A 24,525-nucleotide genomic window follows, 5' to 3' on the forward strand; every position below is an offset into this window, starting at 1 on the left:
ATTGTGGAGAAAGTCCCGACTGTGAGGAGCCGACGATTCGGTCGCGTTCTACGTTAAGGCGCTGTCGCAGCAGGGTTTGCGGGTGCGCACACGGGGTCGTCAACCCGTCCGTCGTCTCGGCCGGTTCCCTCACGCACCGAGCGGACGTTGCCTGCGCGGACCGTCTGCCGAGAAAGTCTGCGCTGCGAGCCTTATCGTCTATCTCATGGGGTCGGCGCAAGAGTACGACATGGTGGTCATCGGTTCGGGGCCCGGCGGCCAGAAGGCCGCCATCGCCTCGGCCAAGTTGGGCAAATCGGTCGCGGTCGTCGAACGGGGCCAAATGCTCGGCGGCGTGTGCGTCCAGACCGGCACCATCCCGTCAAAGACCTTGCGGGAGGCGGTCCTCTACCTGACCGGGATGAGCCAACGCGAACTGTACGGCGCGAGCTACCGCGTCAAACAGAAGATCACCCCGGCCGATCTGCTGGCGCGCACCCAACACGTGATCGGCAAGGAAGTCGACGTGGTGCGCAATCAGTTGATGCGTAACCGCATCGACCTGCTGATCGGCCACGGGCGTTTCGTCGATCCGCACACCATCGAGGTCGAAGACCCGACGCGGCGCGAAAAACTAACCATCAGTGGCAAATACATCGTCATCGCCACTGGCACCCGTCCGGCGCGACCGTCCGGCGTCGAGTTCGACGAGAACCGGGTGCTCGACTCGGACGGGATCCTCGATCTCAAGTCACTGCCGGCCTCGATGGTGGTCGTCGGCGCCGGTGTGATCGGGATCGAATACGCCTCGATGTTCGCCGCACTGGGCACCAAGGTGACCGTCGTCGAAAAGCACGACGACATGCTGGATTTCTGCGACCCTGAAGTTGTCGAGGCGCTGAAGTTCCACCTGCGTGACCTGGCGGTGACGTTCCGGTTCGGTGAGGAAGTGACCGCCGTCGACGTCGGATCGGCGGGCACCGTCACCACGTTGGCCAGCGGCAAGCAGATTCCCGCCGAGACGGTCATGTATTCGGCTGGGCGGCAAGGCCAAACCGACCATCTCGATCTGCACAAGGCCGAGCTCGAGGCCGACAATCGGGGCCGGATCTACGTCGACGACTTCTTTCAGACCAAGGTGCCCCACATCTATGCCGTCGGCGATGTCATCGGGTTCCCAGCGCTGGCCGCCACGTCCATGGAACAGGGGCGGCTGGCGGCCTACCACGCCTTCGGGGAACCGACCGACGGCATCACCGAGCTGCAGCCCATCGGTATCTACTCGATTCCCGAGGTGTCCTACGTGGGCGCCACCGAGGTGGAGCTGACGAAAGACTCGATCCCCTACGAGGTCGGCGTGGCCCGGTACCGGGAGCTGGCCCGCGGTCAGATCGCCGGCGACTCCTACGGCATGCTCAAGCTGCTGGTGTCCACCGACGATCTCAAGCTGCTCGGCGTCCACATCTTCGGCACCAGCGCCACCGAGATGGTGCACATCGGCCAAGCCGTAATGGGCTGCGGCGGCACCGTGGACTATCTGGTCGACGCAGTGTTCAACTACCCGACGTTCTCCGAGGCCTACAAAGTGGCCGCACTGGACGTGATGAACAAAGTGCGGGCACTCAACCAGTTCCGGCGCTGAAATCAACAGGTGTCGTCGATGTCGACGGGCACCGGATCGCCCGGACCGCCGGCCTCGGCGCGGGTCAGCAGCTCGGCGATGTGTCCATCGAACGGCGCCGAGTAGGACACGTCCTCGGCACACCCGCCGCGTTCCAGCCCGCCGATCAGCCCGACGACGGTGGTACCGCTGACCCAGGGCGCACCGCTGGTACCGCCAACCAGCCCTTGGCAGGCCAGTGCGGGGAACCCACCGTCGGCCATCGTGGTCCTGCCCTGACAGCCGATCGGCGAGCCACCGACGCCGCTCGGATAGCCCACCACGGTGACCCGACTGCTCGGCGGCGGCGCCGTGCCCAAGGTCAGCGCCAAGCCCGCGGACGCCTCCACCGAACCGTGCTTCCCGTTGACCCGTGCGATCGCGTAATCGGCATGCGGATCTTTGCTGGCCACCCAGCGCGGGTCCAGGTAGACGTTGTCTGCCGTGAACAGATCCGGCGGTGCCCCGTCACCGGACAGGCCCGGCACGAAGGTGATCTGTGCCGCGCCCGCCAAGCAATGCGCGGCGGTCAGTACCAGGTTTCCAGTGGTGGAATGCAGCACCGAGCCAGTGCACACGTGCTGAGTGCTGCCGTCCAGGAAAATGGCACCCACCCGGCGGTCCGGGTCCACCGGGGTTGCCACTGCCGGCGGATCGGGCTGGCCCAGATGCTGTACGGGTTTGCTAGTTTTCGGCGGCGGGGTGGTTTGCCCCGAACCGTGCAGCACCGGTCGGCCACACGACGCCAGCAGCGTCGCGAGGCCGACAATCGGGCAGAGCAGCAGCATCGAGACGCGCATCGGGTCCCATCATGCCTGACCGCGGCGGTGGAAGCCGAAGTCGGCGCCCGGCGCCGGGCCGGTAGATTTGCTGGCAGATCCGGTGCGCGCGGCAATATTCCGCCCGGATTACGTTCGTGCGTCAACCTGTTTCGGATATGGGTGCCCGACGATTCGGAGCAGACTGGTTAGGGCACCCTGGAGAACTCGGCGAGAGGAGGGGAACCCGGTGGCCGACGAACACAAGGACGACCTGTACTACGAGCCAGGGCAATCCGGCATCTACGAGCTGGAGTTTCCGGCGCCCCAGCTGGTGACGTCGGACGGACGTGGTCCGGTGCTGGTGCACGCGTTGGAAGGCTTCTCCGACGCCGGCCATGCGATACGGCTGGCCACGAACCACCTCAAAGCGGCCCTGGACACCGAGCTGGTCGCGTCCTTCGCGATCGACGAGCTGCTGGACTACCGCTCCCGGCGCCCGCTGATGACGTTCAAGACCGATCATTTCACCAACTACGACGACCCGGAGCTGAGCCTGTACGCGCTGCGCGACAGCGTCGGCACCCCGTTCCTATTGCTGGCCGGCTTGGAGCCCGACCTGAAATGGGAGCGTTTCATCACTGCGGTGCGGCTGCTGGCCGAGCGGCTGGGAGTGCGGCAAACGATCGGGCTGGGCACGGTGCCGATGGCGGTGCCGCACACCCGCCCGATCACGCTGACCGCGCACTCCAACAACCGCGACCTGATCGCCGATTTCCAGCCGTGGATCTCCGAGATTCAAGTCCCCGGCAGCGCATCGAATTTGCTGGAATACCGGATGGCTCAACATGGACACGAGGTGGTCGGTTTCACCGTCCACGTCCCGCACTACCTAACCCAGACCGACTACCCGGCCGCCGCGCAGGCGCTGCTCGAGCAGGTGGCCAAGACGGCGGCGCTGGATTTGCCGCTGTCGGCGTTGACTGAGGCGGCGGCGGAAATTCGGGCCAAAATCGACGAGCAGGTCCAGGCGAGCGCGGAGGTCGCTCAAGTGGTGGCCGCCCTCGAGCGCCAGTACGATGCCTTCATCGACGCTCAGGAGAACAGGTCGTTACTAACCCACGACGAGGACCTCCCCAGCGGCGACGAGCTAGGCGCCGAGTTTGAGCGTTTTCTGGCGCAGCAGGCGGAAAAGAAGCGCGACGACGGCGATCCGGCTTAAACGCCAACGCCTCAGCCGGCGCAGACAACAAGGGTGGCGAGATGACCGAGCGAAAGCGCAAGAGCAACCTGCGCCCGGTGCGGGAAGTGACCGCCCCCCGTCTGGAATTTCGCACCATCCACGGGTACAAGCGCGCGTTCCGCATCGCCGGCTCCGGGCCGGCGATCCTGCTGATCCACGGCATCGGCGACAACTCCACCACATGGAATACGGTGCAGGCCAAGCTCGCTCAGCGCTTCACGGTGATCGCCCCCGACCTGCTCGGACATGGCCGATCGGACAAGCCGCGCGCGGACTATTCGGTGGCCGGCTACGCCAACGGCATGCGCGATCTGCTGTCCGTGCTCGACATCGAGCGGGTGACCATCATCGGCCATTCCCTCGGCGGTGGTGTGGCGATGCAATTCGCCTATCAGTTCCCGCATCTGGTCGAGCGGCTGATTCTGGTCGCCGCCGGCGGTGTCACCAAGGACGTCAACGTCGCCTTCCGGCTGGCCTCCCTGCCGATGGGCAGCGAGGCGCTGGCGCTACTGCGGTTGCCCCTGGTGCTGCCGGCGGTACAGCTTGCCGGGCGGCTGGCAGGCCTGGCGATCGGTTCGACCGGGCTGGGCATGGACTTACCGAACGTGCTGCGCATCCTCGACGACCTGCCGGAACCGACGGCCTCCTCGGCGTTCAGCCGCACCCTGCGCGCCGTGGTGGATTGGCGCGGCCAGATCGTCACCTTCCTGGATCGATGTTATTTGGCCGAAGCCATTCCGGCGCAGATCATCTGGGGCACCAAGGACGTGGTGGTCCCGGTCCGGCACGCGTGGATGGCCCACGCCGCGATGCCCGGCTCGCGTCTGGAGATCTTCGAAGGTTCAGGCCATTTTCCCTTCCACGACGATCCCGCGCGCTTCATCGAAGTCGTACAGCGGTTCATCGACACCACCGCGCCGGCGGCATACGACCAGGAGGCGCTGCGCGCCTTGCTGCGTGCGGGCAGCGCTCAGCGCGCGGTCACCGGCTCGGATGACACACGCGTCGCGGTGCTCAACGCGATAGGTTCCGACGAGCGCAGCGCCACCTAATCTGCCGTGCGGCCGAGTCGATACAGTCGGCTCATGGGCATCGACGTCACGGTGTTGCGGGTCTTCACCGACCAAGACGGCAGATTCGGCAATCCGCTCGGCGTGGTGGATGCCAGCCAGGTGGCGCCCGCCGATCGCCAGCGATTGGCAAGCGAATTAGGGTATAGCGAAACAATATTCGTCAATCTGCCGATCGGTGGTTCGCCCACCGCACGCGCAGCCATCTATACGCCGCGCACCGAAATCCCGTTCGCCGGGCACCCCTGCGTCGGCGCGGCGTGGTTGCTGCGAGCCAACGGCACGCCGGTCAACACCCTTGCGGTGCCCGCCGGAATCGTGCAAGTGCATGACGACGGCGAGGTGGTGGCCGTCAGCGGTCGATCGGAATGGGCGCCGGAATTCGCCCTGCACGAATTCGACTCTGTCGATGACCTTCTGGCCCAGGATCCCGGCGAATATGCCGACAACACCGCGCATTATCTGTGGACATGGCTGGACCGGTCCGCCGGTGCGCTGCGCTCACGCATGTTCGCGGCCCATCTCGGCGTGCCCGAAGACGAGGCGACCGGCTCCGCGGCGATACGCATCACCGACCACCTCAGCCGCGACCTGAGCATCATCCAGGGCAAGGGCTCGTTACTGCAAACCACATGGAGCCCCGAGGGCTGGGTCCGCGTCGGTGGCCGGGTCGTCACCGACGGCGTGACACACCTGTAGGAAACCAGCGCGCGGGTCAGGGTTTGCGCCGCAGTACCGCGGCGAGATGATGCTGCAGGGGCTGACCGACCGCACCCATCCGCATCGAGTACGACAGTTCGTCGCCGTCGATGCGCAAGGAACGCTCCAGCGCGGAAACCTCTTTGGCGCTGGGTGTCAGCCCCACCGACGTGGTGGCCAGCTCGATATCGATCACACCGTCGCGCACCTGGTAGGAGCCGACTTCGATCTCGGTGACGCCGCTGGGGTGGGCAAGCACCAATTCGAGGCGACCGGGTTCGGGCACCCGCAGATAGCCGGTCTCGGCGTGCAGCGGCATGCCGTCGGCCACCGCCTTGGTCTTTTGCGCGTAGGCCAGAAACGGCTTGCCCACATGGGAGAACACCACCTCTTCGAGGTACTCGAAGGGCTGGATCGTCGGGTATTCACCCGCCCCACGGCCGGCCCAGGTGCCGAGCAGCGGCGCGAGCGCCTCGAGGTCCGGATGCAGGTCGGGCATCGATCAGCCGGGCGTCGATACCTTGCGGTGCTGACGCAGCGACGCGATCTCGCGTTCGAAATCCTCGGCCGAGGAAAAGGATCGGTACACCGACGCAAACCGCAGGTAGGCCACCTCGTCCAGATCGCGCAACGGCCCCAGGATCGCCAGGCCGACCTCGTGGCTAGGGACTTCGGGTGAGCCGGCGGCACGCACCGTGTCCTCGACCTGCTGGGCCAGCAGGTTCAGGGCGTCCTCGTCGACCTGGCGGCCCTGGCAGGCGCGGCGGACCCCCCGGATGACCTTTTCGCGGCTGAACGGCTCGGTAACGCCGCTACGTTTGACTACGGCCAAAACAGCGGTTTCCACGGTGGTGAACCGGCGCCCGCACTCCGGACATGATCTGCGGCGCCGAATGGCTTGGCCTTCATCGGTTTCGCGCGAATCGATCACCCGCGAGTCGGGATGGCGGCAGAACGGACAGTGCATGGGCCGCCGCTCCTTCGTTGTGCCAGCCTCTCGGCGAACACTCCGAGCGTACCCGGGTGCTCTGCCGCCCGGCCAATGCAGCTGCGGTACCCGCGCTCGCCGCGCGTCGAGCGTGGAGACGCTCTGGCGCGCAGCAGCTTTCGCCGGCGTCAGCCGACGGGCGCGATCAGCGTCTGGCCGGCGGCCAGCGCCGGGGAGCTGAGGTTGTTGAGTTGGCGGATGCGGTCGGCAACCTGGCGGACCGAGGCCGCCGGTGCCACCCGGTGCGCGAGGTCCTGCAGGGACTCGCCGGGCTCGACCTGCACGACCGACAGCCGATCCGGGACGGGAGCAGCTGCGTTGGCGGGTTCCCCGTTGGCGATCTGCCCGAGGTTGGCCATCAGGCCCAACCAGAGCGTGATGATCCCGGCCATCAACGCCAGGCCCAGCGTCGTCTTCACGGTGACCGGCCGCCGCCGGTGCGGCGCCATGGACATCGTGACGCCCGTGCCGCGGTAGCGCATCGGCGCGCCGGCCGGCCGTTCGTGGCTGTAACGAGGACGTGCGACCAGCCCGTCGACGGGGCGTCGGACGCCGCCGGTGCGCGGTGTGACTGTGTGCATGAGCGTCATGTGCGTTCCTCCGGTCGACTAAATCCTCGCTCGTGTGTTCGACACTATCGCTCGTGTGTTCGAACTCCGAACATTTGAGCGAAGCGTGTCGCACGAGCAAAACGCTAGGGCACGCCACCGACAAGTTCCGCTGGCCGCTACCACTGACATGAGCCCCAAATACCCGATCCGATCGAGAGTTACACCATTGTTATTCGCGAGGTGATGCGATTTATTCCCGCGTCGCTTCCGGGCCGGCAGACCCCGACACGCCAGTCGAACACATGTTTGATTATCGACCGGCGGGCGGCTACATTCGTCCCATGAGCGACAGCAACGACCCCGCCGCAGCCGGCCCCGCAGATCGGTTGCAATCCGTGGATTCATCGCTTACCCAGCGGCAGCGCACCATCCTCAACGTCATCCGGGAATCGGTGACCAGCCGCGGATACCCGCCGAGTATCAGGGAGATCGGCGACGCCGTCGGCCTGACGTCGACTTCCTCGGTGGCTCATCAGCTGCGCACCCTGGAACGCAAAGGTTATCTGCGCCGCGACCCCAACCGCCCGCGCGCGGTGGATGTGCGCGGCGCCGACGACGGCGCGCCTGCCGCGCCGGTCACCGAGGTCGCCGGCTCCGACACGTTGCCGGAACCCACGTTCGTGCCCGTGCTCGGGCGCATCGCGGCCGGTGGACCGATCCTGGCCGAAGAGGCCGTCGAGGACGTCTTCCCACTCCCCCGCGAGCTGGTCGGCGAGGGCACGCTGTTTCTGCTCAAAGTGGTCGGCGACTCGATGGTCGAGGCCGCGATCTGCGACGGCGACTGGGTGGTGGTGCGACAGCAGAATGTCGCCGACAACGGCGACATCGTCGCCGCGATGCTCGACGGCGAAGCGACCGTCAAGACGTTCAAGCGGGCCAACGGCCAGGTGTGGTTGATGCCGCACAACCCCGCGTTCGACCCCATTCCCGGCAACGAGGCGACCGTGCTCGGCAAGGTCGTCACCGTGATCCGCAAGGTGTAGCGACGAAGCTGCGCTGCCGACCCGACCCTAATCGGCGCGCTAGTCGGCTTTCGTGAAGCCGTTGACCAGCGCGGCCTCCTCGCTAGACAGCCAGATTTCGGCGAGGGTGTCGTGGTAGAGATCGCTGTCCGGCGTGTAGTACAACCCGAAGCGGGCGCTGGCCTTGATGGGGTAACCGTCGGGCATTTCGTACGGATCGTCGAGCGGCATGTGGATGGTGGGCCGCCCAGCCGGCCCCAGGGCCGGCGCGAAGTCGGCATCGTCGTCGGCGGCCGCGTGTCGCCCGCTTCTCGACGCCGCCGCGCCGCGCGCGCCCTCGACATCCGGAGGCGTGTGCCGCACCGCGACGTCCGGATATTCGGGTTCCGCCGCCTCCTCCTCGGCGATCGGATAACCCGGCTCGGGATACGCGGCATCCTCGTCGGCGACGGCCGGATACCCGGCCTCGGCAATAGCATCCGGATCGGCGACGTCGAGGTATTCGGTGCCGGTGCCGTGCGGATAGGCGCCCTCCGGGACGACAACTTCCTGGGCCACGTCCGGATAGCCGGCGTCCGGGGGCTCGTCGTCGTAGCCCGCCTCCCGCAGATCCTGCGCCGACACCTTGGGGATGGAATCGGTGTCGACCGTGTCCGGGTCGCGCTCGTCGGCCTCCGCCCCCGTCCACTGCCCCTCCGCTTCGGGCGACGAGCGATCGTCGTAACCCACGGCAAGTCCACCATCATCGTCCGGCTCGGCCGTTTCTGGTGAGTGCGGCCACCGAACCCGCGGCGCGTCGGCGGTCGGGCCACCTGGGTGGTCCTGTCGGTGCACGTCACCGTAGGACAGGTGCTCGGTTGTGGCGTCGGTGTATTCGGGCGGGTAATCCGATTCCCAACGCGGTTCGCCGGCGTCGTCGTAACCGCCCACATCGGCATCGCGGTCGAAACCGTAGGGGGCGGCGGCCTTACGTTCGGCGCGGTTGCGTCGCCACCGCAATGCCATGAACACCGCCAGCAGCACCAAGACCAGCAGCGGGACCAGCGCCAGCAGATACCACCAGTTGAAGGTGTACCAATTCTTGGCGTGCGGCGCCGCCACCGAACTGCTCGGCTGGTTCTGGCCGGACACCTGCAGACCGGACAACAACGGAGCCAGATTGGCCGGATCGGTGGAGAAGGTGTTCTTCGCGCGGTTCCACGAGATCTTGCCGCCGGTGAACTTCTGCGAGATCACGTCGCCGTCGACGGTCTGATCGGCGACCGGCGCGCCCAGCTTCCCGGTCGGGCCGCGCAACTTGTCCCAGGCGGCCTTCATCGCGCCGCGCACGACGAACGCACCGTGGTCAGAGGTCCAGAAGATCACCGGCTTGTCGGCCGCGGAGAACGTGACGATGCGGCTGTTCGGCCCGACGCCGCCGTCGGACTCGTTGGTGATGGGGAAACCCAGGTCGCTGCTGACCGGGCCGCCGAGCGATTCGTACTTCGCCAGGATGTTGCTCTCGACGGCGTTCGCACCGGTCGCCGGGGTGAAGAACACCTTGCCCCCGGCGAAGTTCTGGACGATGCCATCGCCGCCGATCGGGTATTGACCGCCCTGCTTGGCGCCCAGCGGACCGCCGGCGCCGCCGGCCGCGCGCCAGGCCATGTTGATCGCCGCGGTGGGGTCGATCGCCACCTGCAGGCCCTTCAACTGGTCGGCCAATCCCGCTGGCTCAGTGGTGAATTCCTTGGTCTTGCGGTTCCAGGAGATCTGCCCAGCGGCGAACTTCTGCGCGGACACCTCGCCGTCGTAGGTCTCGTCGCCGACCGGCGGGCCGAGCACGCCGCCCGAACTGCCGAGCTTGTCCCACGCGGCGTTCAGGGCTCCGCGCACGACGAACGCACCGTGATCGGGCGTCCAGAAGATCACGGGTTTGTCGCTAGCCGATAAGGTCACCACTCGGCTGTCGGGCCCCGCCAGTCCGGGCACTTCATTGATGGTCGGGAAACCTAGATCGCTGCCTGCCGGACCGCCCAGCATGTCGTACTTTTCCAGAATCGGCCCGTACACGAATTTCGCGCCCGTGGCCGTGGTGAAGAACATTTTTCCGCCGTCGAAGTCGCAGGCGAAGCCGTCGGCGACCGGATAGACATCGCCCTTACGAGGTCCCAGGGGTGAGGTGTCGCCGCCGGCCTTGTCCCACGCGGCCATGATGGCGGCTTCGGCGTCGCCGATCGGAGACGCTGAGGCGGTAGGTGCGAGCAGCACGACGGCCAACGCTGTGGTCGCCACGCTGATCAGCGCCCGCCCGGCGAGCCTGCGCAATTGACCTCCTCCTCCGTTCACCAAGCCTCCCAGCCGGCGGACATGCCCTTGCGCATGGCCGTGCCCGTACCGTGCGCGCGGGCATAGCCCGAACGCGGGACACAAACCCCACCAGGGTTCGTATTATCGCCGGGCTCGCACAACTTTGCTCTAGCGAACAAGAAATACGAAGGCAATTCGCGAATATTACGAAAACGGATACCGCTTTGATGTCGAAATGATGCGGGCGGACGACCGTGTCGCGACCAGCCAGCCACGCGCTGGCCCTGTTCGACGCCAACAGTTCGCCGACGCTGAACTCGCTCGCAGAAGCAATTCATGGGCACCGATCATCTTGCCCCATACCCGGGCCACCGCAGGGTAAGCCGGCAATTTATGCGGCGGTCGTGTCACAAACATCGCGTCGCCGCGACGGGTGTTGCGTGGCACCGGAATTGGTTGACCGCCGTCGCGCCGATTGGCGAGGGGCCGATCGACGGCTAAACGCCGAGGCCCCGACCGATGATTTCTTTCATGATCTCGGTGGTGCCGCCGTAAATCGTCTGGACTCGGGCGTCGAGATAGGAACGCGCGACCGGGTATTCGCGCATGTAGCCGTAGCCGCCGTGCAGCTGCAGGCACCGGTCGATGAGGTGTACCTGCTTTTCGGTGGAGTACCACTTGGCCATCGCCGCTTGCTCGGCCGTCAGCTTCTTGTCCAAATGCAAGCGGAGGAACTCGTCGACCATGATCCGCACCACCGTGGCCTCGGTCGCCAGCTCGGCCAGCACGAAGCGGCTGTTCTGGAAGCTGCCGATCGGCTTGCCAAAGGCCTTGCGTTCCTTGGTGTATTGCAGGGTCTGGTTGAGAACCTGCTCCATCGCCGCGGCCGCCATCACCGCGATCGAGATGCGCTCCTGCGGCAAGTTCTGCATCAGGTAAATGAAGCCCTTGCCCTCCTCCCCCAACAGGTTCTCGACCGGAACCTTGACGTCGGTGAAGGACAGCTCCGCGGTGTCCTGCGCGTCCAGACCGATCTTGTCCAAATGCCGGCCGCGCTCAAAGCCTTCCATGCCGCGTTCAACGACCAGCAGCGAAAACCCCTGCGCGCCCTTCTCGGGGTCGGTCTGAGCCACCACGATCACCAGGTCGGAGTTGATGCCGTTGGTGATGAACGTCTTCGCACCGTTGAGGATGTAGTGGTCGCCCTGCTTGACCGCGCGAGTCTTGATGCCCTGCAAGTCACTTCCGGTGCCCGGCTCGGTCATCGCGATGGCGGTGATCAGTTCCCCGGTGCAGAACTTGGGCAACCAGCGCTGCTTCTGCTCGTCGCTGGCCAGCTCCAGTAGGTACGGGGCGACGATGTCGTTGTGCAGGCCGAAACCGATACCGCTGTACCGGCCGACGGTGGTCTCCTCGGTGATGATCGTGTTGTAGCGGAAATCGGGGTTGCCGCCGCCGCCGTACTCTTCGGGCACCGCCATGCCCAGGAAGCCCTGCTTGCCGGCCTCGAGCCACACGCCGCGGTCGACGATCTTCGCCTTCTCCCACTCGTCGTGGTACGGCGCGACGTGGCGCTCGAGAAATGCCCGATAGGACTCGCGAAACAATTCATGCTCGGGTTCGAACAGGGTGCGCTGGTACCTGATGGCACTGCTCATGACTACCTCCGGCGACATCGACTCTGCCGCCCAACATATACCAACCAGACGGTTGGTCGGCGGCGGCCCCGCGTCAGTCCGCGGCGAATTGCCGCAGGCTCGCGGCCAGGCCGACCGGGACCCGGGCCTTGATGTGCGTGCCCTCCGCGCTGTGTTCGGCCTGCTGCACGCGACCGTCGGCGTGCACGCGGGAGACCAGGTCGCCACGATCGTAGGGAATGACCACGTCGACCGCGGTGTCGGCGGGCGCGGCGAGTTCGGCCATGCGACGGCGCAACGCGTCGATGCCCTCGCCGGTGCGCGCGGACACGAAAACCGCGCCGGGCAACCCGTGCCGAAGCTGGGCCAGGGTCAGATCGCTGGCCGCGTCGACCTTGTTCACCACCAGCAGCTCCGGCGGCGGATCCCCCTGGTGGTCGGCGATGACTTCGGAGATCACCTGGCGCACCGCGTTGATCTGCGCCACCGGGTTGACGTCGGAGCCGTCCACGACGTGCACCAGCAGGTCGGCGTCGACGACCTCCTCCAGCGTCGAACGGAACGCCTCGACCAGCTGGGTGGGCAGATGCCGGACGAATCCGACGGTGTCGGTGAGCACGAACGGCCGACCGTCCTCGAATTCGGCGCGCCGCGTGGTGGGTTCCAGGGTGGCGAACAACGCGTCCTGCACCAGCACCCCGGCGCCGGTCAGCGCGTTGAGCACGCTGGACTTGCCGGCGTTGGTGTAGCCGACGATCGCGATGGACGGCATGTCGCTGTGCAACCGGCGACTGCGCTGGGTGTCGCGCGCCTGCTTCATGTCCTTGATCTCGCGACGCAGCTTGGACATCCGCTCGCGGATGCGGCGCCGGTCGGTCTCGATCTTCGTCTCACCGGGGCCGCGCAAACCGACACCACCGCCGCTGCCGCCGGCGCGACCACCGGCCTGCCGAGACATCGACTCGCCCCAGCCGCGCAGCCGCGGCAGCATGTACTCCATTTGCGCCAGCGACACCTGCGCCTTGCCCTCCCGGCTGGTGGCGTGCTGGGCGAAAATGTCCAGAATCAGCGCGGTGCGGTCGATCACCTTGACCTTGACGGCCTTTTCCAGCGCGGTGAGCTGCGCCGGGGACAGCTCGCCGTCGCAGATGACGGTGTCCGCGCCGGTCGCCACGACGACGTCTCGCAGCTCCTGCGCCTTACCCGAGCCGATATAGGTCGACGGGTCGGGCTTGTCGCGACGCTGGATCAGGCCCTCCAGCACCTGCGAGCCGGCGGTTTCGGCCAGCGCCGCGAGTTCGGCCAGGCTGGCCTGGTTGTCGGCGGCGCTGCCTTCGGTCCACACGCCGACCAACACGACACGTTCCAGGCGCAGCTGGCGATACTCGACCTCGGAGATGTCGGCGAGTTCGGTCGACAGCCCGGCGACGCGACGCAATGCCGACCGGTCCTCGAGAGCAAGTTCACCGACGCTGGGTTCCGGCGTGTCGACCGGCGGACGGTCATTGGGGGTATCTGGGTATGTCATAGCCAACTAGCAATAGTGCACGCCAGGTCCGTGACGTGCATCCGAATTATTGGGCGTGCCACCACGCCTCGCTCACTTCGCCGTGTGCCACCAGCACCGAGGGGCCGCGCAGATAGCTGGTCGCATCGGTGATGGTGACCACCACATCACCGCCGGGCACGCGTACCGTCAGCGTCCCGGTGTCTGCCCCGGCGTCGGCGAGTGCGGCCACCGCTGCCGCGACCGTTCCCGTTCCGCAGGACCGGGTTTCACCGACGCCGCGCTCGTGGACGCGCATCCTCACCACACCGTCGGTGGCCGCGGTGAGCACTTCGACGTTGACCCCTTCCGGGAATTGCGCGGGATCGAATTGCACCGGTGCGGCGATGTCCAGGGTGGCCAGCTCGTCACCGGAAAGCTGCGGATCGACGCACGCCAGGTGGGGGTTGCCGACGTCGATCGCCAGCCCGCTCAGCCGCCGGCCGCCTACCACCGCCTCACCGCTCCCCAGCCGGTTCGCCTTCCCCATGTCGACGGTGACGTCGGCGTTGGTGGCATCCGCGTGGTGCAGGGTGACCGTCCGCGGTCCCGCCATCGAGCCGACGACGAACTCGTCGCGGGATTCCATGCCACTGGCGCGCAGGTAGTGCGCGAACACTCGGACCCCGTTGCCGCACATTTGGGCGATCGAGCCGTCGGCATTGCGGTAATCCATGTACCAGTCGCCCGCGTCGACGCCGTCGGGCAGCCGGTCGAGCACGCCGAGCGCCACCGCCGCACTCGCGGTGGTGATCCGCAGTACTCCGTCGGCGCCCAGTCCCCGACGCCGATCGCACAGCGCGGCTACCCGCTGCGGCGTGAGCGACAGCGCGGCATCGACGTCGGGCAGCAGGACGAAGTCGTTCTGGGTGCCGTGCCCTTTACCGAAGATCATGGGCGGATCACCTGTTCAGGTTACGTGCCGCCACGCCCGCAGGCTGTCCGCGACGACGCGGGCGCGGTCGGATTCGGTGGCGGTACCGACATCGAGCCAGTGCACCCGGTGGTCGCGGCGAAACCACGACCGCTGCCGACGCACATAGCGCCGGGTGCCGATGTAGGTCAGCTCGCGCGCATCGCGCAAGGCGTCGGGGTCGGCCGCGTCGAGCGCGGCCAGCACCTGGGCGTAGCCGAGGGCGCGCGCTGCGGTAACCCCCTCGCGCAGGCCTTCGGCCACCAGCGCGCGCACCTCCTCGACCAGGCCGCGGGCGAACATGGTGTCGGTGCGCTGGGCCAGCCGCTCGTCCAGAATTCTTGTGTCGCAATCTAATCCGATGATGGCGGTGTCCCAGCGCGGAGTGCCGATGCGTGGCGCGGAGGCGGCGAACGGCTGGCCGGTGAGCTCAACGACCTCGAGGGCCCGGACCGTGCGGCGGCTGTCGGTGGGCAGGATGGCCGCAGCCGCGGCCGGGTCGCGGCGGGCCAACTCGGCGTGCAGCTCGCCCACCCCGGACTCGGCGAGTCGCTGCTCCCAGCGCGCCCGCACCGCCGGATCGGTCGCCGGGAACGACCAATCGTCGAGCAGCGACTGCACGTAGAGCATCGACCCGCCCACGATGATCGGCACCGCGCCGCGCGCCGCGATCGCCTCGACGTCCGTCGCGGCCGCCCGCTGATAGCGGGCGACGGTCGCGGTCTGGGTGACGTGCAGGACGTCGAGTTGGTGGTGTGGGACGCCGCGACGCTCGTCGACGGGCAGCTTCGCCGTCCCGATGTCCATGCCCCGATACAGCTGCATGGCGTCGGCGTTGACGACCTCGGCGCCGCGCTCGCCGCTGAGTCGCTCGGCGACGTCGAGAGCCAGTTGCGACTTGCCGGTTCCGGTGGGGCCGATGATCGCCAGTGGTCGCACGGCCACCTCAGAGCTGCCAGGCCCCCGCGAAGTACCCCACGCCGTAGGGCGCTCCGCGATAGAGCTCCTTGGCCGAACGGGGGCCGGGCTCGGCCAGCCCGGCCAGCACCGCAAACCCAACCCGGCCGAGGATTCCCGCCGGCAGCCGCGTCAGCGCGGCGATATCCCCGTCTGCCAGGGCGTCGTCCAGCACCCGCTGCACCGCTACGCTGCCGGGGTCGTGACCGCCGGGCGCGCTGGCGGTCAGGGTGTTCGCGCCGTCCGCGGCGACCAGCACGCCAACCGGCTCGGGCAGTTGCTCGATCTCGGCGCGCAGCTGCCGCCCCAGGACCAGCGCGGCCCGAGGGTCGCGATCGGCGCGGTAGATGCGGACCTCGGCGCTGGCCTCCGGACGGGCCTGGCCGCGTAGCCAGGCCGCGATCAACGCACAGATTGGGAAGTCCGCCAGCGACTCGGTCACTTCGCCGACTCGGGGTGCCAGCCGAACCCGGACATCGGCGCCGTACCCGGCGAAAGTCCCGACCCCGTCGGGTCCCACCACGGCATCCGCGCTGCCGGTTCCGATGACGATCCACCGGGGCGGCAGCAGCGCCGCGGCGGCCAGCGCCGCGGTGGTCAGGTCGGCGATCTCGACCGTCGCCGCACCGGAGAGCTCGGGCACCAGCACCGGCGGGCACGGCACGATCGCGATGGCGCTCAACACGCCACCAAACTAACCGACGGCCGTTGGGCCGCGGGCCGAACGCCGCGCCCGCCGATCCTCGGAGACACCCGCCGACCTCAGCGGTCAGCGGCACTCCACCTCGGCAAGCCGCATCTCGGCGGATTTCTTCAGTGCCTTTTTCGCCAGCTTCTCCGCGACCTTGCTCGACATGGTCGCGGCTTCACCGCGGGCCAGCGCCACGGTGGCGACGACCACCACCACCACGCCGGCGGCCAGCACCAACTTGGCCGGGCCGTTGCAGTCCAGGTACTCACCGAGCACCGCCACGCCGAGAATCGAGCCAACGACCGGCTTGGCGACGACCGATGTGGGCAGGGACGCGGTCAACGAACCAGCCCGGAAGGAGGACTGCTGGAAGATCATTCCGGCCAGCGCGGCAGCGATCCACGCGTAGAACTCGGGGGTCTGCAGCAACGCACCGACGCCATCCCCGACCACCTCGACGACCGCCTTGGTGAGCACCGCGAACAGTGCCAGCGACGACCCGGCGACGATGGCCAGCAGCACCGCGGCCACCGCCCCAGACCAGATCCGGGCGCCCACCACGCAGAACACCATGGCCGGGCCCATCACCAACGCCACCACCAACCACGTCTGCCAGCTGCCGCGCGAGGCCCCGGCATCGGGGTCGCCGACAGTGACCACCACCGCCAGTGCGGCGGCCAACAGCAGCGCCCAGGTCCACTCCCAGCGGCTGACCGCACGCCGCGTCATGCGGGCATAGATCGGCAACGCGAACAGCAGCGCAGTGACCTGCAGCGCGGTGACGAGCATGACGGAGCCCAGCGTCAAGGCGGCGGCCTGCAGCGCGTAGTTGGCGATCGCCCCGCCGGCGCCCAGCCACCACTTTGCGTCCCGTACCGACAGCCGGAACAGCTCGAGATGGCCCACCGGCTTGTCCGTGATCTCCTGCGCGGACCGCTGACGCACGACATTGCCCAGCGCCGACGCAAACGCGGCCAGCAGGGCTAGGAGAACCGCGACATCCGTCTTATTCATCTGCGATCCCCTCCCCCGGCGCAACAGTACATCGGCCCTGACCTGCGCCGGGCAATCATTGCCCGTTGTCGGGGCCTCCCGCTGATACGGAGCAACTACCCCGCGCTACTTGCGGAAAACGGCCCTGCGCAATACCTAAGTTCACGAACCTATGTACAACCTGTGTCGCGGCTATGGCCGGTCGGTGACATCCGGTAGGACCGTCGAACCCGCGTCCAATGGTGTCACAGAAGCCCCTCCGGACGCTTCCCCGGCACCGACCCGTCGTCGTTGACGTGCCTCAAGGCCCCTCCAGCCTCAATTCCCCCACGTCTCGACAACCGTACCCGCTGGATACGACGTCGCAATATGGCCTGGGCAACGGTGGAATCGAACTGTGACCCAGCCTCGGCGGGGCGGTCTGCACCGCGGCATCACCGAGCGCCGCCGCGACACGCCGGCCAGTCGCGACGGTGTCCACCCTGGCGCGCTCGGCGGCCGCTACCACCACCAGCGACGCCGCCACCGCCAGCGCGATCTGCCGCCTCGCCCGGTGTCGAGCGTCTCGCCGAGGACAACCACACCCAGCAAACCCGCCACGACCTGCTGGGAAACCTGCAGCGTCGGCATGGAGGCCGTCAGCGCGCCGGCCCGGAACGCCGACTGTTGCCATCCGATTTCCCGATCGCGACCGCCAGCCAGGCATATAGCTCCGCGCTGGCGAACACTCCCCAGCCGCCGTCGCTCAGCCGATGCACGACGCCCTTGGTGAGCACGGCGAAAACCCCCATAACGAACCGGAGATGAAGGCGAACAGCACCGCGGCGGGCCGCAGCACCAGCGCGGGTTGCGGGCCAGCCTCGCCAACAGCTGCGCGCCGCTAAGCGAGGCGTCGGTGAGGCGATGCGTCGCGCGTTGCTGAAGCGCGTCGCCGATCGCCACCCATAGCGCCGAACCCAACGCGAGCAACGCGGCATCATCCACCGTGTCCATCCGGTTCTCTCGGTTTCGACGGTTGCTACTCGAGCGGCGATCATAAGGTTGCGGCGCTCGGCCCGCCAAGCTGCTTGAATACTGGTGGAATCGGTGACGGAGCAGCTGTCGACGCGGCAGACCCGCAGCAGCTCTCCTGGCCGTATGGGTGCCGCTACGCGCGGCAGGTGCGCGGGACATGGACCGCGCGAAGGGTAGGTGACGAGCACATGACCGATGACGAGCCCCGCGCCAGCGATGCTCCCAAGCCCACTCCCCGGCCCGGACCACGTCCGGGTCCTCGTCCCGGCCCCGGGCCCACACCGCGTCCCAGCGCGCACGCGGTGGTGTTGCCGCCGGCCAGCGATCCGCATCGGTTCGGGCGCGTCGACGACGACGGCACCATCTGGTTGATCAGCTCGGCCGGCGAACGCGTCATCGGCTCCTGGCAGGCGGGCGACGCGGAGGCGGCGTTTGCCCACTTCGGCCGGCGGTTCGACGACCTGAACACCGAAGTCACGCTGATGGAGGAGCGTCTGGCATCCGGCAGCGGTGATGCCCGCAAAATCAAGACCAACGCGGCGGCGCTGGCCGAGACGTTGCCGACGGCCTCCGTGCTGGGCGACATCGACGTCCTCGCCGGCCGACTGGCCACGCTGGTAGAGCGCGCCGAGGCCACGGTCGCGGCCGAGCGGACCCGGCGCGACGAGCATCGTGCCGCGCAGACCGCCCGTAAGGAGGCGCTGGCCGCCGAGGCCGAGGACCTGGCCGCCAACTCGACGCACTGGAAAGTCGCCGGCGACCGGCTGCGCGAGATCCTCGACGAGTGGAAGACGATCACCGGCCTGGACCGCAAGGTCGACGACGCGTTGTGGAAGCGTTACTCGGCCGCGCGGGAAGCGTTCAATCGGCGGCGCGGGTCGCATTTCGCCGAGCTGGACCGCGAACGCGCCGGCGTGCGGCAGGCCAAGGAGCGGCTCTGCGAGCGCGCCGAGGAGATGTCGGACTCGACGGATTGGGCCGGCACGAGCGCGGAATTCCGCAAACTGCTCACCGAGTGGAAGGCCGCCGGACGGGCGAGCCGCGAGGTTGACGATGCCTTGTGGCGGCGCTTCAAGGCCGCCCAGGATTCGTTCTTCAGCGCGCGCAATGCCGCGACGGCCGAGAAGGACGCCGAGTTGCAAGCGAACGCCACCGCCAAGGAGGCGCTGCTGGCCGAGGCCGAGAAGATCGACACCGGCAATCACGAGGCGGCTCGGGCCGCACTGCGTGCGATCGCCGACAAGTGGGATGCGATCGGCAAGGTCCCCCGGGAGAAGTCCGCCGACCTGGAGCGACGGCTGCGCGCGATCGAGAAGAAGGTGCGCGACGCCGGCGACGCGAATCGGTCGGACCCCGAGGCGCAGGCCCGCGCCGAACAGTTCGCCGCCCGCGCCGAGCATTACGAGCAGCAGGCCCGCAAGGCGGCCACGGCCGGCCGGACCAAGGAAGCGCAGGAGGCCCAGGCAAACGCCGAGCAATGGCGGCAGTGGGCGAAGGCGGCCGCCGAGGCGCTGAGCCGCAAGTCTTAGCGGGTATCGGGGCGGGTATCGGGTTGATCCGGCGGTGCGGTGTCCACCGCGCCGTCCTGGTCGCCGAGTGTGTCCAGCAGGGTCCGGGACTGCTGTTCGGCAATGACGCGGCGGCGCTCTTCCTCGGCCGCGAGTTGCACGATCGTTCGCGACCACACCACGCGGGCCCAGTGGAAGGTCAGCAGGATCACGGCGATCCATGCCAGGAAAAGCCCCACGCCCGGCCCGGGGTGACCGGCGGCGACGGTCTGGCGCGACCAGACTGCCAGCAGCCCCGTTCCGCTGGCCAGCGACGAACCGGCCAGCGCAATCCAGGCCAGCGCCCAGCGCCGGGTCAGCAACGCCAGCATCGAGAAGCCGACGCCGAAAACCAGTGCCAGCCAACAGAAGACCCTTGACGGCAGCGACAACGCGGCCGCCTGCGCGCCGTGGCCGCCGAACAGCACGTCCCAGCCCCGCACCGAGCCGGTGTGCGGCAAGATGAACGAGCCCAACAGCACCAACACCAGGATCGCAACGACCAATGCCCTTGCGCCCGGGTCGAATTCGCGGGCGACGCGGCGCTCCGCGGCCTCGATCTCGGCACGCAGGGCGTCGAAGTCGGTGTGCTTCTTCGTCATTGGGAACACCCCAAAATTTCTGCTGGTGTGGCGACCGGCCCGACACCGGGCATACCCAAGCCGATACTGCGCGGACGTTGCCCGGCGGCATGAGCGTCACCGGCCTTGGTGCGACGGTGGGCCAGGATGCCCGCGTCGGCGATCAGGTGATGTGGGGCGGCCTCGGTGACGGTCGTGGTGACAACGTCGCCGGGACGCACCGACGGGTCGGCGGCGAAGTGCACCAGCCGGCCGTCGCGCGCCCGGCCGGTCATGCGTGCCGTGCGCGCGTCCTTGCGGCCCTCACCGGTGGCGACTAGCAATTCCACGGTGCGGCCGATCAGGTCGCGATTGCCGTCCAGCGAAATCTGTTCCTGCAGCGCAATCAGTCGCTCATACCGTTGCTGTACAACGGGTTTGGGCACCTGGTCGTCGAGTTCGGCGGCGGGCGTGCCGGGCCGTTTCGAGTACTGGAAGGTGAACGCCGCGGCGAACCGGGCCTGGCGCACCACGTCGAGGGTGGCGGCGAAATCCTCTTCGGTTTCGCCGGGGAAGCCGACGATGAGGTCCGTGGTGATGGCAGCGTGTGGCATGGCGGCACGAACCCGGTCGATGATGCCGAGGTAACGCTCGGCGCGGTAGGACCGCCGCATCGCGCGCAGCATCCGGTCGGAACCCGACTGCAGCGGCATGTGCAAGGCGGGGCAGACGTTCGGGGTCTGCGCCATCGCCTCGATGACGTCGTCGGTGAATTCCGCCGGGTGCGGCGAGGTGAACCGAACGCGTTCCAACCCGTCGATGCGGCCGCAGGCGCGCAGCAATTCGGCGAAGGCGCCGCGGTTGCGGGGCAGCGCGGGGTCGGCGAACGAGACGCCGTAGGCGTTGACGTTCTGGCCCAGCAGCGTGACTTCCAGCACCCCGTCGTCCACCAACGAGCGGACTTCGGCGAGGATGTCGGCCGGGCTGCGGTCGACCTCCTTGCCCCGCAGCGACGGGACGATGCAGAACGTGCAGCTGTTGTTGCAGCCGACCGAGATGGAAACCCAAGCCGCGTAGGCGGATTCGCGGGCGCTGGGCAATGACGACGGGAACTCCTGCAACGCCTCGACGATTTCCACCTGCGCGGCCCGGTTGTGCCGGGCCCGGTCTAGCAGCGTGGGCAGCGACCCGATGTTGTGCGTGCCGAAGACGACGTCGACCCAGGGGGCCTTGCGCAGCAGCGCGTCTCGGTCCTTTTGCGCCAGACAGCCACCGACGGCGATCTGCATGGCGGGGTTGGCCCGCTTGCGTGGCGCCAGATGGCTGAGGTTGCCATACAGCTTGTTGTCGGCGTTTTCACGCACGGCGCATGTGTTGAAGACCACCACGTCGGCGTCAGCTCCGTCGGCGGCGCGCTGGTAGCCGGCCGCCTCGAGCAGGCCGGCCAGTCGCTCGGAGTCGTGCACGTTCATCTGGCAGCCGTAGGTGCGGACCTGATAGGTGCGCACCGATCCCGTCGCGGGCCCACTCGGGCTCGCGGCGTCGGGCGCCACTGTCGAAGTCACGGGGCCATGGTACGGCGACCAGTGCCCCGCGGATTAACCCGCAGCTAGAACTCCCCGTCAGACCCGACGGCGTTCCCGTTCGGCGGCGAGCTCGGCAAGAACGACCTCGCAGGCTAGGTTCTGGCTGTAACCGCGGCGGGCCAGCAGGCCCACCAGCCGGCGGGTGATCCGCGCCTCATCGTTGCTGTCGCCGCTCAGCGTCTCGCGGCGCAGCTTGGCCCGGACCAGTTCTTCGGCCCGCTCTCGCTCAGTGGCGCCGTCGATGTCGGCCAGCGCCGCGGCGATCACCTCTTTGGCGACGCCTTTGGTGTGCAGCTCGGCAGCCAACGCGCGCTTGCTTTTTCCCGCCCTGGAATGCCGCGACCGCACCCACTGTTCCGCGAAATCCCGGTCATCCACGAGCCCAACGGCGGTCAGCCGATCGAGCACGCGCGCACTGACGTCGCCGGGGTATCCGCGCTTGGCGAGCTGACCGGACAGCTCGGCCCGGGTACGCGACCTCGCGGTGAGCAGGCGCAGGCACAACGCACGCGCCTGCTCGTCGCGGGTGGGCTCAGAAATCGACGGGGGCTGGCAGGACGTCATCATCGGTCACCACCGCGCCAATGCCGAGCTTCTCCTTGATCTTCTTCTCGATCTCGTTGGCGATGTCGGCGTTCTCCATCAGGAAGTTGCGGACGTTCTCCTTGCCCTGCCCGAGCTGCTCGCCCTCGTAGGTGAACCAGGAACCGGACTTGCGGATGAAGCCCTGGTCCACACCCATGTCGATCAGCGAGCCTTCCCGGCTGATACCCCGGCCGTAGAGGATGTCGAACTCGGCCTGCTTGAACGGCGGCGACACCTTGTTCTTGACGACCTTGACCCGGGTGCGGTTACCCACCGCGTTGGTGCCGTCCTTGAGCGTCTCGATCCGGCGCACGTCCATGCGCACCGACGCGTAGAACTTCAAAGCCTTTCCACCCGTGGTGGTTTCCGGACTGCCGAACATCACCCCGATCTTCTCGCGAAGCTGGTTGATGAAGATCGCCGTGGTCCCCGAATTGTTCAGCGCGCCAGTCATTTTCCGCAGCGCCTGGCTCATCAGCCGGGCCTGCAGACCGACGTGGCTGTCACCCATCTCGCCCTCGAGCTCCGCGCGCGGCACCAGTGCGGCCACCGAGTCGATGACCAGGATGTCCAGCGCGCCGGAGCGGATCAGCATGTCGGCGATCTCCAGGGCCTGCTCACCGGTGTCCGGCTGGCTGACCAGCAGCGAATCGGTGTCGACGCCGAGTTTCTTGGCGTAATCCGGGTCCAGGGCGTGCTCGGCGTCGATGAACGCCGCGACGCCGCCGGCCGCCTGGGCGTTAGCCACCGCATGCAGTGCGACGGTCGTCTTACCCGAGGACTCCGGGCCGTAGATCTCCACGACCCGGCCGCGCGGCAGGCCGCCGATGCCCAGGGCCACGTCTAGTGCTATGGATCCGGTCGGAATGACCGAGATCGGCTGCCGCATCTCGTCGCCGAGACGCATCACCGAGCCTTTGCCGTAGCTCTTTTCGATCTGGGCCATCGCCAGTTCGAGAGCCTTCTCGCGGTCGGGGGCTTGCGTCATGGTGCCTCTCCTATAGCAGTGTGTTCGATGACCTGTTTCGGTCGGTTGGCCGTGACACTAGGCGCGGGGTCCGACAATTCCGCTTCAGCGCTCCCCACAGTAGCCGAACACCTGTTCGATTCAAGTTCGACACGCCGCGCGTGTGGCAACATCGGCTATCGAAAAGGGCGACGACGGGCCCGCGCGAAAGCTCGAGGAAACCGGTGCGAATCCGGTGCGGTCCCGCCACTGTGATCGGGCACATCCGAACCCGAAAGCCAGATACTCACCGTCGGCGCCTGCTCACCAGACACCGGGGCGGATCTCCCCGGGGAGGGCGGTCGCACACGCATGGACATCTCGGGCGAGCTTGCCCAAATAGCTTCGTATAAAGGGTTTTTCGCCTTGCCGGTGGGCGGCACCGCGATCGGATGGCACCCGGTCCGCAGGGACTACGCCGACGGCTTCGCCGATTTGATCGACGCCACCGCCCGCCGCTACCGCACCGGCGATCTGCGGATCGGCGCCTCACTGGTGCATCTGGGCCACGCCAGCCGGCTGTGGTCACCGGTGCTGGGCTGCGCGGTGGCACACCAGGTCGTCCCGGACCTGAAAACCCTCGAACGTGCCGACGACGGGGCCCGGCTGCGCCTTCCCGAACCCGTCGGGCGGGCCGTCTCCGGGGACTCCGACGCTGCGGCGAAGATGCTGTACCGCGCTGTGGTGCAGCGACACATGCAGCCGTTCGCGGCCGGGTTGCGGGTCAAGCTGGCCCCGGCCCTGTTAGCCGGCAACCTCGCGTCCGCCCTCGTCGGCGCCGCGCGAGCGCTGCTGTCCGCGCGGCCCGACCTGCGCGGCCCGATCCTGCAGATCACCGGCGCGCTGCTGGACACCGGCGTGCTGTCGGGAACCGGCGCCATCACCGACGCGCAGCTGGGCTTTCGGCGGGCGAGCTGCTGCCTGTTCTATCGGCTGCCGGGGCGATCCGTCTGCGCCGACTGCGTGTTTCGGGCGCGCGGGCCGGCCCGCTGGTGAACCCGCGGCTGAGCCGGCGGTCTCACCACTGGTCGCGGGGCACGTCGAAGTCGGCGCACAACGCCCGCCAAACCTCACGGGGTTCGATGCCGTCCTCGATCGCCTGCGCGGCGGTGCGGCCGCCGAAGCCCGCCAATACGTGGTCCACCAGCACCGATGCGCCGTACGCGGCGCCGAACCGCAACACCACTCGCTCGTTGAACTCCGTCAGACGCACATCAGCCAACATACTGGG

25 protein-coding genes and 1 riboswitch are annotated in these 24,525 nt (G+C 67.9%); of the genes, 7 read left to right on the plus strand and 18 right to left on the minus strand.

Translation table 11 applies throughout. The features are described from left to right. Positions 1-205 precede the first annotated feature (205 nt). Positions 206-1,621 carry a Si-specific NAD(P)(+) transhydrogenase gene (sthA, locus tag G6N33_RS02495; protein WP_044511044.1) on the plus strand — a complete coding sequence of 472 codons (1,416 nt, stop codon included), beginning with the start codon at positions 206-208 and terminating at the stop codon, positions 1,619-1,621. Between the two features lie 2 nt (positions 1,622-1,623). Here the strand turns inward: sthA and G6N33_RS02500 are convergent, their stop codons facing one another. Next, positions 1,624-2,439: a trypsin-like serine peptidase gene (locus G6N33_RS02500; RefSeq protein ID WP_044511043.1), complete on the minus strand. Its 816-nt coding sequence runs from the start codon at positions 2,437-2,439 to the stop codon at positions 1,624-1,626. Between the two features lie 208 nt (positions 2,440-2,647). On the opposite strand from G6N33_RS02500, the gene G6N33_RS02505 reads away from it, so the two are divergent. From G6N33_RS02505 to G6N33_RS02515, 3 genes are read left to right on the plus strand one after another with little or no spacing between them, the layout of a single operon-like run. Continuing rightward, on the plus strand, positions 2,648-3,619 hold the full coding sequence (locus G6N33_RS02505; RefSeq protein ID WP_044511041.1) for a proteasome assembly chaperone family protein: 972 nt from the start codon (positions 2,648-2,650) through the stop codon (positions 3,617-3,619). A 41-nt stretch (positions 3,620-3,660) separates the two neighbouring features. After that, the gene (locus tag G6N33_RS02510) at positions 3,661-4,692 is read left to right on the plus strand and encodes an alpha/beta fold hydrolase (protein ID WP_044511039.1); all 1,032 of its coding nucleotides are present in this window, start codon (positions 3,661-3,663) and stop codon (positions 4,690-4,692) included. A 33-nt stretch (positions 4,693-4,725) separates the two neighbouring features. Then, positions 4,726-5,409, plus strand: coding sequence for a PhzF family phenazine biosynthesis protein (locus G6N33_RS02515; protein WP_044511038.1), 684 nt, complete (start codon positions 4,726-4,728; stop codon positions 5,407-5,409). A gap of 16 nt (positions 5,410-5,425) precedes the next feature. On the opposite strand, the gene G6N33_RS02520 is transcribed toward G6N33_RS02515, so the two are convergent. The 3 genes from G6N33_RS02520 to G6N33_RS02530 all read right to left on the minus strand — a co-directional run bounded on the left by G6N33_RS02520 (position 5,426) and on the right by G6N33_RS02530 (position 6,987). Then, complete coding sequence (locus G6N33_RS02520) at positions 5,426-5,908, minus strand: peroxynitrite isomerase (RefSeq protein ID WP_044511037.1); 483 nt, start codon at positions 5,906-5,908, stop codon at positions 5,426-5,428. Between the two features lie 3 nt (positions 5,909-5,911). Beyond that, a complete protein-coding gene (gene nrdR, locus G6N33_RS02525; RefSeq protein ID WP_044511035.1) occupies positions 5,912-6,376 on the minus strand; it encodes a transcriptional regulator NrdR in 465 nt (154 codons plus the stop codon). Positions 6,377-6,525: 149 nt separating this feature from the next. Next, positions 6,526-6,987 (minus strand): LysM peptidoglycan-binding domain-containing protein, encoded by a 462-nt coding sequence (locus G6N33_RS02530; protein WP_101528233.1) that lies wholly within the window; start codon positions 6,985-6,987, stop codon positions 6,526-6,528. A 302-nt stretch (positions 6,988-7,289) separates the two neighbouring features. Here G6N33_RS02530 and lexA point away from each other — a divergent pair, with 302 nt between their 5' ends. After that, positions 7,290-7,991, plus strand: coding sequence for a transcriptional repressor LexA (gene lexA / locus G6N33_RS02535; protein ID WP_044511034.1), 702 nt, complete (start codon positions 7,290-7,292; stop codon positions 7,989-7,991). A 39-nt stretch (positions 7,992-8,030) separates the two neighbouring features. Here the strand turns inward: lexA and G6N33_RS02540 are convergent, their stop codons facing one another. The 9 genes from G6N33_RS02540 to G6N33_RS27940 all read right to left on the minus strand — a co-directional run bounded on the left by G6N33_RS02540 (position 8,031) and on the right by G6N33_RS27940 (position 17,787). Further along, positions 8,031-10,298, minus strand: coding sequence for a sunset domain-containing protein (locus tag G6N33_RS02540; protein ID WP_408632760.1), 2,268 nt, complete (start codon positions 10,296-10,298; stop codon positions 8,031-8,033). A 458-nt stretch (positions 10,299-10,756) separates the two neighbouring features. After that, positions 10,757-11,917, minus strand: a complete 1,161-nt coding sequence (locus G6N33_RS02545) for an acyl-CoA dehydrogenase family protein (protein WP_044511030.1) — start codon at positions 11,915-11,917, stop codon at positions 10,757-10,759. 73 nt (positions 11,918-11,990) lie between these two features. Beyond that, a complete protein-coding gene (hflX, locus tag G6N33_RS02550; protein ID WP_044511027.1) occupies positions 11,991-13,424 on the minus strand; it encodes a GTPase HflX in 1,434 nt (477 codons plus the stop codon). A gap of 46 nt (positions 13,425-13,470) precedes the next feature. After that, entirely contained in the window at positions 13,471-14,337 is an 867-nt protein-coding gene (dapF, locus tag G6N33_RS02555; RefSeq protein ID WP_044511025.1) for a diaminopimelate epimerase, read from the minus strand. A gap of 15 nt (positions 14,338-14,352) precedes the next feature. Continuing rightward, a complete protein-coding gene (gene miaA / locus G6N33_RS02560) occupies positions 14,353-15,294 on the minus strand; it encodes a tRNA (adenosine(37)-N6)-dimethylallyltransferase MiaA (RefSeq protein ID WP_044513200.1) in 942 nt (313 codons plus the stop codon). Between the two features lie 7 nt (positions 15,295-15,301). Beyond that, positions 15,302-15,997 carry a class III extradiol ring-cleavage dioxygenase family protein gene (locus G6N33_RS02565; RefSeq protein ID WP_101528234.1) on the minus strand — a complete coding sequence of 232 codons (696 nt, stop codon included), beginning with the start codon at positions 15,995-15,997 and terminating at the stop codon, positions 15,302-15,304. Positions 15,998-16,081: 84 nt separating this feature from the next. Beyond that, positions 16,082-17,017 carry a DMT family transporter gene (locus G6N33_RS02570; protein ID WP_044511023.1) on the minus strand — a complete coding sequence of 312 codons (936 nt, stop codon included), beginning with the start codon at positions 17,015-17,017 and terminating at the stop codon, positions 16,082-16,084. Between the two features lie 480 nt (positions 17,018-17,497). Beyond that, positions 17,498-17,626, minus strand: coding sequence for a hypothetical protein (locus tag G6N33_RS27935; RefSeq protein ID WP_408632782.1), 129 nt, complete (start codon positions 17,624-17,626; stop codon positions 17,498-17,500). 8 nt (positions 17,627-17,634) lie between these two features. After that, on the minus strand, positions 17,635-17,787 hold the full coding sequence (locus G6N33_RS27940) for a hypothetical protein (protein WP_408632814.1): 153 nt from the start codon (positions 17,785-17,787) through the stop codon (positions 17,635-17,637). A 411-nt stretch (positions 17,788-18,198) separates the two neighbouring features. Between G6N33_RS27940 and G6N33_RS02580 the strand changes: the two genes are divergently transcribed. Continuing rightward, positions 18,199-19,539 (plus strand): DUF349 domain-containing protein, encoded by a 1,341-nt coding sequence (locus tag G6N33_RS02580; protein WP_081662254.1) that lies wholly within the window; start codon positions 18,199-18,201, stop codon positions 19,537-19,539. Here the strand turns inward: G6N33_RS02580 and G6N33_RS02585 are convergent. Genes G6N33_RS02585 through recA form a run of 4 tightly spaced genes read right to left on the minus strand, consistent with a single transcriptional unit; the run spans position 19,536 to position 23,276 of the window. Continuing rightward, the gene (locus G6N33_RS02585; RefSeq protein ID WP_044511020.1) at positions 19,536-20,159 is read right to left on the minus strand and encodes an Rv2732c family membrane protein; all 624 of its coding nucleotides are present in this window, start codon (positions 20,157-20,159) and stop codon (positions 19,536-19,538) included. The genes G6N33_RS02580 and G6N33_RS02585 overlap by 4 nt on opposite strands. Beyond that, positions 20,156-21,682: a tRNA (N6-isopentenyl adenosine(37)-C2)-methylthiotransferase MiaB gene (gene miaB / locus G6N33_RS02590; RefSeq protein ID WP_044511018.1), complete on the minus strand. Its 1,527-nt coding sequence runs from the start codon at positions 21,680-21,682 to the stop codon at positions 20,156-20,158. The genes G6N33_RS02585 and miaB overlap by 4 nt, the downstream gene beginning before the upstream one ends. A gap of 57 nt (positions 21,683-21,739) precedes the next feature. Continuing rightward, on the minus strand, positions 21,740-22,270 hold the full coding sequence (recX, locus tag G6N33_RS02595) for a recombination regulator RecX (protein WP_044511017.1): 531 nt from the start codon (positions 22,268-22,270) through the stop codon (positions 21,740-21,742). Further along, complete coding sequence (recA, locus tag G6N33_RS02600) at positions 22,236-23,276, minus strand: recombinase RecA (RefSeq protein ID WP_044511015.1); 1,041 nt, start codon at positions 23,274-23,276, stop codon at positions 22,236-22,238. The genes recX and recA overlap by 35 nt, the downstream gene beginning before the upstream one ends. A 157-nt stretch (positions 23,277-23,433) precedes the next feature. Continuing rightward, positions 23,434-23,563: riboswitch (cobalamin riboswitch) on the plus strand. A gap of 43 nt (positions 23,564-23,606) precedes the next feature. Here recA and G6N33_RS02605 point away from each other — a divergent pair. Further along, positions 23,607-24,290: a (2Fe-2S)-binding protein gene (locus G6N33_RS02605; RefSeq protein ID WP_044511014.1), complete on the plus strand. Its 684-nt coding sequence runs from the start codon at positions 23,607-23,609 to the stop codon at positions 24,288-24,290. Between the two features lie 22 nt (positions 24,291-24,312). Here the strand turns inward: G6N33_RS02605 and G6N33_RS02610 are convergent, their stop codons facing one another. After that, a complete protein-coding gene (locus G6N33_RS02610) occupies positions 24,313-24,507 on the minus strand; it encodes a DUF3046 domain-containing protein (RefSeq protein WP_408632761.1) in 195 nt (64 codons plus the stop codon). Between the last annotated feature and the right edge of the window lie 18 nt (positions 24,508-24,525).

This window comes from Mycobacterium simiae (assembly GCF_010727605.1).
GTDB classification, from domain to species: domain Bacteria; phylum Actinomycetota; class Actinomycetes; order Mycobacteriales; family Mycobacteriaceae; genus Mycobacterium; species Mycobacterium simiae.